This window comes from Acinetobacter sp. HA, from assembly GCF_000264725.1.
Lineage (GTDB): Bacteria > Pseudomonadota > Gammaproteobacteria > Pseudomonadales > Moraxellaceae > Acinetobacter > Acinetobacter schindleri.
This window is the reverse complement of the sequence record NZ_AJXD01000059.1, coordinates 1-8,625: the sequence shown is the minus strand read 5'-3', so window position 1 is coordinate 8,625 and position 8,625 is coordinate 1. Positions and strand designations below refer to the sequence as shown.

General features: G+C 34.6%; 9 protein-coding genes and 1 pseudogene. 3 read left to right on the top strand and 7 right to left on the bottom strand.

What is annotated here, in order from left to right:
• Positions 1-223 precede the first annotated feature (223 nt).
• Positions 224-430, bottom strand: coding sequence for a helix-turn-helix domain-containing protein (locus tag HADU_RS10605; RefSeq protein ID WP_034592763.1), 207 nt, complete (start codon positions 428-430; stop codon positions 224-226).
• Between the two features lie 196 nt (positions 431-626).
• Here HADU_RS10605 and HADU_RS10600 point away from each other — a divergent pair, with 196 nt between their 5' ends.
• The gene (locus HADU_RS10600; protein ID WP_008306074.1) at positions 627-881 is read left to right on the top strand and encodes a hypothetical protein; all 255 of its coding nucleotides are present in this window, start codon (positions 627-629) and stop codon (positions 879-881) included.
• Positions 882-898: 17 nt separating this feature from the next.
• Here HADU_RS10600 and HADU_RS10595 read toward each other — a convergent pair whose 3' ends face one another.
• Positions 899-3,799 carry a relaxase/mobilization nuclease domain-containing protein gene (locus HADU_RS10595; RefSeq protein ID WP_008306073.1) on the bottom strand — a complete coding sequence of 967 codons (2,901 nt, stop codon included), beginning with the start codon at positions 3,797-3,799 and terminating at the stop codon, positions 899-901.
• Complete coding sequence (locus tag HADU_RS10590; protein ID WP_008306072.1) at positions 3,796-4,116, bottom strand: plasmid mobilization protein; 321 nt, start codon at positions 4,114-4,116, stop codon at positions 3,796-3,798. Before HADU_RS10590 ends, HADU_RS10595 begins: the two co-directional genes overlap by 4 nt.
• 274 nt (positions 4,117-4,390) lie before the next feature.
• On the opposite strand from HADU_RS10590, the gene HADU_RS10585 reads away from it, so the two are divergent.
• The gene (locus tag HADU_RS10585) at positions 4,391-4,765 is read left to right on the top strand and encodes a hypothetical protein (RefSeq protein WP_034592760.1); all 375 of its coding nucleotides are present in this window, start codon (positions 4,391-4,393) and stop codon (positions 4,763-4,765) included.
• Positions 4,766-4,808: 43 nt separating this feature from the next.
• Here the strand turns inward: HADU_RS10585 and HADU_RS10580 are convergent, their stop codons facing one another.
• The 3 genes from HADU_RS10580 to HADU_RS10570 all read right to left on the bottom strand — a co-directional run bounded on the left by HADU_RS10580 (position 4,809) and on the right by HADU_RS10570 (position 7,485).
• Complete coding sequence (locus tag HADU_RS10580) at positions 4,809-6,104, bottom strand: Y-family DNA polymerase (RefSeq protein ID WP_008306070.1); 1,296 nt, start codon at positions 6,102-6,104, stop codon at positions 4,809-4,811.
• Positions 6,105-6,125: 21 nt separating this feature from the next.
• Complete coding sequence (locus HADU_RS10575) at positions 6,126-6,704, bottom strand: LexA family protein (protein WP_008306069.1); 579 nt, start codon at positions 6,702-6,704, stop codon at positions 6,126-6,128.
• Positions 6,705-7,125: 421 nt separating this feature from the next.
• Entirely contained in the window at positions 7,126-7,485 is a 360-nt protein-coding gene (locus tag HADU_RS10570; protein ID WP_008306067.1) for a hypothetical protein, read from the bottom strand.
• A 373-nt stretch (positions 7,486-7,858) separates the two neighbouring features.
• Here HADU_RS10570 and HADU_RS10565 point away from each other — a divergent pair, with 373 nt between their 5' ends.
• Complete coding sequence (locus HADU_RS10565; protein ID WP_008306065.1) at positions 7,859-8,113, top strand: helix-turn-helix domain-containing protein; 255 nt, start codon at positions 7,859-7,861, stop codon at positions 8,111-8,113.
• A gap of 61 nt (positions 8,114-8,174) precedes the next feature.
• On the opposite strand, the pseudogene HADU_RS10560 reads toward HADU_RS10565, so the two are convergent.
• Positions 8,175-8,625 (bottom strand): annotated as a pseudogene (locus HADU_RS10560) (IS6-like element IS1008 family transposase); the annotation flags it as partial.

The window sequence follows — 8,625 nt, the reverse complement described above, 5'->3', positions numbered from 1 at the left end:
TGAATACTGCTGTTTAATATGAGCGAACTTTGCAAGAGGCGAAAGATGACAAAAAATGCGTACGCCTTTAGCCGCCCATAAGTGGACAGATTCCTGACACATAAACCGCATAAGTTACATAACTTATGCGGTTTTAATAATCCAAGATTAGTAGGTACCAAATAATTTATATGGATAGTTAAGTTAAGGTGGAATACATATAAATAATAGAGGCTAAGTCCACTTAATCCTCTAGATATTCAAATAGATCATTCATTGTGCAGCTAAAAAATTTGCACAGTTTGTCTGCTACCGGTAATTCAATACGTACAGCTCTGTCATAGTACATATTGGTGAGAGTATTACGGTTAATTCCCGTTGCATGGACAACATCACTTAATTTTAAGATTTTGCGTTCACCCATAAGGCTGGCTAACTTACATCTAATCATATTATCTTTCAAAGTTTAAAAATAACCTACTACAGGTTATTTTTATTGCATTAAATTAAATACTTTGATAAATTATGACCTGCAGCAGGTTATATTTACCTATAACAAGTATTTTTGCCTATCTAAATCAAATTATATCTTGTAAATTAGAGGAATAGTAACCTGCAACACAATAAATTGGTGCAGGAGTTTTTATATGTTTACTTCGGATGAGTTATGGGTAAGCCGTAAAGCTAAGCTTATGGGCTATAAGTTGATTAAACAATTAAATGTAGGAATGGGATTTGGCATTGCTAATTATTTAGATGTGAACCATTGCTATAACAATCATGAAGCAGTTTTGGTTTGGTTAGAACACTTTTTAACAGAGAATCCTGAAGTGAATAATATTGATTTAGTGAAAGTTGAATTTCTTAAATACTTTCCTGAATCCTCCTATGTATTAGCCTAAGCAATTCTTAGGCTATTTTATAACCTATAATTTAAATCATTATCTTTGGAATAATTTTGTTCCTTGTCTTTCATTCGAGAATCAATTTTTTGATTCTCATAAAATTTCTCTGCTCGTTCTTCTGCTAAAGGTATGCCTAAATCCCTTTCTTCTAAACTAAGTTCTAAAGGAGACGGGGTAGGGGGGACACTTTTTTGAATGAATACTTGTTCTAATTCTTCTTCAAGTACAATTGGAATATTATATTCTGTAGCTAATCCTTTTACCTGGTCTTTAAATGTTTCACTGCCGTAGACCTGCACCGTACCATATTTCTCTTTTGCTAGAAGTAAAGCATCAAGAATGTGATTATTCTTTTCACTTACAACAGCAATATATGAAGCATCTTTTGCTTCAATGAATGCAGTCTCGTGCTGATCTAGATAAAATTTATGTCCAAACTTATATTCTATGACATATTTTTTCCTAGAGGAAAACATCATTTTAGACTGCTGAGAAGGTATAGAAGTTTTTTTTGAAGATGCTAAGGTATTCAAGCGTTCTACTTCTTGTTTTTTCTGAAATTTGAGTCTTCGACTGTGTTCAAAGTATTGCAGCATTTGTTCAAACTCCGATTCAGCTAAATTTTCAGGAAGTCTGATTGTTCTCTTCTTTTCAGCCTTAGGCACAAGCTCTAATTCTAGTGTTGAAGATGAAGATGTAGGCTGTGAATTGTACTTCTGTTCTTTTGGTTGCTTGAGTGGAGAAATTTGTAGACTGAAATATAGTTGCCAACAATATTCAATATCAGATGAATTGAAATATTGCTTATTCAGTTCTTTGGGCTGAGTATAAATCAGTTTTTGAATCCTAAGTTTTAAGGTCTTTAGATCATCTTCTTTAAGATCAGGCAATTTCTTTTGATTAATACAACTTTCTAATGTTGATTGAAGTAACACCATTGGTATACCGCAACAATTTAAGAGCAAACAAGTTTTAATAATGGCAGTACTTTGAGGTGCGTGGGTAGTTTTAAATCTTTTAAATAGTTCAGTAAAGCAAGATTCGATATTGTTTTGAGACAAACGTTCAAAACTTGGTAAAGCCCTTTCTTTATTTACATCCTTGATATCTTGGGCTCTATGTTGCAAAGCTATATGGAACAAGTCTTTAAATTCTGACGAGCCTCTGAGAGTTCCTTTCTGATTAGGATCCAGTACTTTGATACATTGTTGCAGCCGGGCGAGAGAATAGTTGCTAAAGACGAGGATCCCATATTGATTTTGAATGGCAATAGGTTCATGAGGTTGATGCCAATCGAAAATGATTCTTGCTGTTTTGATCTTTGGATTATCTTGGCAAATAAAATTTTTAGATTGACGTTGGTCAAATAAAAATTGTTGTTGCATAAGCAAGTAATGTGAAGGTGGGAAAAATTTTAAAAAATCTGCATAAGATGTGATTTTCGATGAATCAAAACTTGTGGAAAATGGAAAGCATTTTTTCAGCGTTTGAGATGTATTTTCACTTAGGTTTTTATGTTGAGCGTTATATTTTTTTCTTTGTGATGCTCTCGAATTAATTTGATCCGCGTGATGATGATAATGTAGTAATGTAAAAATGGCATCAGATGATTGCTCTGGAAATTTTTGTTGTAAGTCTTTTAAAAAATGCTGTTTATCATGCTTATAATTTTCATTTTTAAAAGAAATTTTTTGATATTCATCTTTACGATTTTTACTAATTGAATCCTTTTCTACTTTTAATTTTAAATAAACGTCATGGAGATCTTTAACTAGAAAATCTTCATTTTTGAACAAATGATAAGAATGTAGTGTCGTTTTTGCTGATTGGACGTGCTGAATATTATCGCTTAACTTGATCAGAGGAATTATTTTGTGATCGACATCATGATGAGTAAAATCCCCCCATCGTTTTTCTAAGTTTTTCAGAGTGACTTGTTTATTACAAAATAATGAGGCTTTAAAGGTGAGTGTTTGCTTTTCACTTGTCTGAATTTTAAAAATACTACCATTACGTTTTTTTTCATACAAAATTCCAATTTCGGCTAATCGCTGGTGCCAGTCTTTCCAGTTTTTAGCGCTGTTCATTACCTGCTGGATATTATTTTCAATATAGTGTTGATAGTTTATTCCTACCGCAATTTCACTGCTCATTCGACTTTTTTGTTGATGTCGATGTTCTTGATCTCGAATTTTCGAATAAATTTTTTCAGCATCAGGCTGAGGTACATAATCTGGATTTTTATCACACTGTCCAGTTTCATGGTTATAAATGAAAACTGGATTAGGTTCCGGCTCCCAGCCCTGTTTTGCTTCAATTTCTGCAGTAGCTCGATGGACTGCATTCAAAATCCACCCCACACCAAGATCAATGACTTTATTTTCATGGTGTTCATTTTTTTTGAACGGATGAACTTTATTGACGATTAAATGAAAGTGCACATTGTCTGTATCCAGATGCATTGCATATTGCATTTGCAACTCTTCTGCACCTAGATGTTTTGCTAAAATATCGATCTGTTCTTCAAGTTGTTCAACAGTTGGAACTTCAAATTTTTTAAAACTTCCGACCATATGTACGATTGGGTCAATCACACGAGAGTTCAAACTGGCCGTTTGTGACATTTCAATTTTTTGATATTTCAATACGATTGGGTCAATCACATGAGAGTTTGAACTGATAGTTTTCGACGTTTCAGTTTTTTGATAGATAGGAACCTCTAAAAAGTTTCTCGAGTTTGAATAGACACATTTTTCAGAGAGTAAACCTTCATCAAAACCAGGATGAAGCTGATTAATATACTCCGGTAGATAATTAATACGCGTTTGCTTCGGATGCTGAATATAATCAGATAATCCAGTCACGCGTTCATCAATTGATGAGTCAATCGGGTTGGGAATGACTTTAATAATCATATCTTATCCAACCTATCATTGAGTTTACGTACAGTCATTTTGATCTCAGTGATGAGCTGTTTTATTTCCTCTAATTCATAAAGAATGAGTTGTGTATCTTTGAGTTTTTCCAAAAGTTTTGTCAGTAAAATTCCGGTAACTCTTACATCATGAATTTCCTGTTTTTCTAATAAAATGATTTGAGATTCATTAAAAATTTTCTTGCGTAAATAATCTGCTTGATTCATGTGTAGGACTTCACAGGAAGCTGTAATCTGCCGATACTCATCTTCTGTGAGCCGAATAATAATTTGTTTGTTTCTTAAAGCCTTTTTCATTTTTTTCTACTATATACAAATTGAGACCGAGCGAAGCGAGCTCGATATTTGTGAAATGGACGATGTGATATACATCGTCCCATCCTGTACTTTTTTCGGCTCATTGGATGTAATGAATATAATGAAAATCATGCTTGTTTTTTCTTTTTGTTCTTAGCGCAAAAGATGACTTTTTTCAGTAAATTAAAAATCAAAAAAGGGTCATGTTTTGCCATTTCTGTCCAGTGATATATTCAGAATAATTGGCTTGTACATTTATTCCTAAGGAAGAAATATGATGCAAGATCAGAATAGTTTAAAATTCGATAGTGAAAATCCAGATAATACAAATTCTGCATTCTCAACAGAAAATTCTCTTGAAGTTGTAACAGCAAAAGAAGAAAAGCCTTCAAGATATGTAGCGAAGAACCAAAAAATATATAGCATTAATGATGCTAAAAATTTTGAAGATATTCTTCGCCGCCATCTAGTCAAAGTGAATGAAAAAACACTTACGCGAAATGAATTACTTTCTCAACATAAGGAAACTTTACTTCAACTTTTTAATGGGGGAGTAACAGTAGATGAAATCCTGACTTTTCTACAAGAAAACAATTTCACAGGCATTACTGCTGAAAACTTACAAGAAATTTTAAAAAAGAAAAAATAATTAGGGGGTGGAATAAGATCAGGATTACTAAGTATTCATGAGTTTATTTTACACAAAGCAATTGGTCCCATTGAAAATAGTTTTGGCTCAGTTGATCACGAGACATATTCCAGCTTCTATTCGGTAACATACTTGCACCCATGGCAAGCTTGGTTTTTCCAAACTTATGATGGATTTCTTCAAGTGAATCCATCAAGTTATTGTCTGCGGTTATTTGTTTCATGTCAGTGAACAGGTCATAAATATGGCTAGATTTAGGCTCTAGACAAGTCAATATTACGCCACACTTTTTAAAACCTACATCTTTCTGATATAAATCATCTATCATTTTTATGGCAATCTTACACAGCGTTAATACGTTATCCGTAGGTTTTGGCAAAGTAAGTGCTGCAGACTTGCTGTAATAGGGTCTATGCGTATCAAATGGATTGGATTGTACGAAACCAATCATGTAACCACATAACATATTCTCTCCTCTTAAGCGAGCTACTGCATCTTGAACATAGAGACTCATAGCCTCTTTAAGATCATCAATATGATAAATCCTTTGGCCAAATGAACGACTTGCGACAATCTGCTTTCGAGGGGCTTGAGTATGTTCTAACTCGATACAAGAGACACCATGTAATTCAAGTAATGTTCTATGCATAACAATGGAAAATTGATCCCTAATCATGAAAGAAGAGGCCATCACGAAATCCAGCACGGAATAAATATTAAGACTATTTAGTTTCTTTGTATGTTTCCTACCTACGCCCCAAATTTCACCTACCTCTATCGTTTCATATAAGCTTTCTATAGCACAAAAATCCATAGCAACCAGATTGCACACACCATTGAAGTAGGTGTTATTTTTTGCAATGTGATTTGCCATTTTGGCTTCAGTTTTAGTCCTACCTAAGCCAATACATACTGGTAAACCGAGCCAGGTAAAAATACGCTGACGAATCGTCTGTGCATAATCAGTCAAATCATACTTCTTGGTATAAGCAGTCAAGTCCAAGAAGCATTCATCAATCGAATAGACCTCTTGTTCTTCAGGAGTTACAAACTTAGACAGGACCTTCATGAATCTGCGAGACATTTCTGCATATAAAGCATAGTTACTTGAGAGTACCTGGACCTTATGCTGCTCTACAATGTCCTTAATTTGAAAGAGGGGCACTCCCATCTTGATACCTAAATCTTTGGCTTCCTGGGAGCGTGCCACAGCACAGCCATCATTGTTAGAGAGGACAATTACAGGTTTGTTATTTAGACCTGGATTAAAGATACGTTCACAACTGACATAACAGTTGTTGATATCTACCAAAGCAAATATCTTGTTGGTATATGCCATATGATGAAACCAAGAGAGTAGTTACTTACGTTTCCTGAATGGTTTGATGACATAAGTCACTACACCCCAAATCACCATCTCCTGGCCATCTCTAAGATGTATATCAGAGCAATCAGAATTCTCAGCTTTAAGCCAGCGATAGTCACCTTCAATCATCAAGCGCTTAACAGTAAAGTCATTGTCGATCAGAGCGATAACGATATCTTCATGTTTGGCTTCAAGGCTACGATCAACCACAAGTTCATCATCAATTTCGATACCTGCATCTCTCATGGAAAGAGAGGCCACTTTTACAATGAACGTCGTAGCCTCATTGCTAATGAGGTGTTCATTCATATCTAATGTCTTGTCTACATAATCCTGAGCAGGGGAAGGGAAACCAGCAGCAATCTTCTCGGCTGCTAAAGGAATTTGCATGTAAGTGGATGGCTGTACAGGAGTGATTAAAGCGACATCATTAAAGCATTGGCTATCTGCTTTGTTCAGATAATCTTTAATCTCTACGACCTTGGATAAAGGTACTCTTACAGTTTTGGTAGGTTCATTGTATTTCTGTTTTCTACCTGCACCTTCTCTGATTCCCCCACGCTTGTTGTTCATAACTCATCCATTATTTGATTTTGTGACGTAATCAGATGGTAAACTTTTCTTCCTTCGAAAAACAATAGAATCTGGATAAACGGTTAATATAAAAAGTATAAATTTAAGGATACTTCTAATTCTATAGATCTAATTTTTTTATCAGTGAATTGTATACAAAGTGGCTCTGGATGAACATTAGATGAATTTAGACCCTGTAATAAAACAGCTTCTGATAGAAACTTAGAAATTTTCAAATGATATGTATTTATGATTTATATAATCCTTTTTTATACTTCTACTGGATCTGGGCCTAGAGATGAAAGGGAGAGGTGCTCAAGATAATAGCCTGCTATTTTAGGACTTCTCTAACAATATTATCTGATAACTATACTTATTTTTGTTCCTAAGTAATTCTTGGTATTCTTTAAAAGTCAGTACCTTAACATGGAAAGGCTTCTACGGCCTTAAGTACAGAAAGTAGTCCATTCATACTTTCCATCTGTTCTATAGGAACTCCTCCAGTTAATGAATTAGGGGAATTGAGAAAATGATGCATCCATTTAATATCACCACCATTCAGGCTATAAACAGCTCTGTAAATCCGAATTACAATTAGTGCTATTTCCCCTTGTTGAGAATTCGGATCTAAGGTTTGTAATTCAGAAAATTCACCATCAATCCCTTCAAGATGCAGAATTCTTAAAAATTGCTCTGGCTTTAGTCCAAGCTGTTCAGCAGCTTTCCAGGATGCTTTAGCCAAAAGTCTAGACCTATCTATTTGTTGTGAATGTGGACTCATGATCATGTCCTTATATAAAAACCGTTCTTTTTACATTACATTAAAATTAGGAACGCGGCCTAAATTTTATTCAATTAACCAGTTTTGATTACTCCCCAATAGACACACCTGGATGGCTAATTAAATAAGAATATTAATATGATGAGGAATATATAAAGCCTAGATGCTATATACAGGCTTTATGAAGTGTATTGAATTTGGAAAATTCTTATTTCGAAGGCTAGATGAGATACAGGTTAGGAATGCTCATAGGCATTATCTATAAAGTTATTATGATCTAACGTTTAATATTTGCTATATAGCTAACATTGCATATAAATTATACAAGGTTCGCTATATGGCTAATACAATATTGTGAAATCGGAAAAATAGTATGGCTTCTAGAAAAGAGATTGGAGAAAACATAAAATTGGCCAGGAAAAAACTCGGCTATACACAAAAGACTGTATCGGAGAAATCTAGGGTGAATAAAACAACAATTTCTGAGATTGAAAACGGTCATTTCACTGGCTCATTTGACTTATTTGAAAAAGTACTTAGTTGTGTTGACTTACAGTTTGAAGTCGTACCTAAAAAGCATACGTTACCTCAATGGGACGAAATCGAGTTTTTATTCAAAGAAAATTGAATTAAAGAAGGCACTGTTGCAAATAGAGATTTGAGTCGATGAAGTTCCTTTTTAAAAGTGCTTAGAGACCGAAAACCCTGTTGATTAGACACACTTCACCTTGAGGCTGACCATAATAAAATGACGATGCTTGTCCTTTACGTAGTGCACGCATGACTTCAATACCTTTAATTGTGGCATAAGCCGTCTTCATAGATTTGAATCCTAATGTGGCCCTGATGATCCGCTTTAACTTACCATGATCACATTCAATGACATTATTTTTATACTTAATCTGCCTGTGCTCAATATCTACTGGACATTTTCCTTCTCGCTTTAACCGTGATAAAGCATGGCCATAGGTCGCTGCTTTATCTGTATTGATGACCCGTGGAATTTGCCATTTTTTCACCGTATTGAAGATTTTTCCTAAAAAACAATAGGCTGATTTACTGTTCCGTCTAGCGGAAAGGTAAAAGTCAATCGTATGACCACGTTGATCAACTGCACGATACAGGTAAGTCCATCGCCCC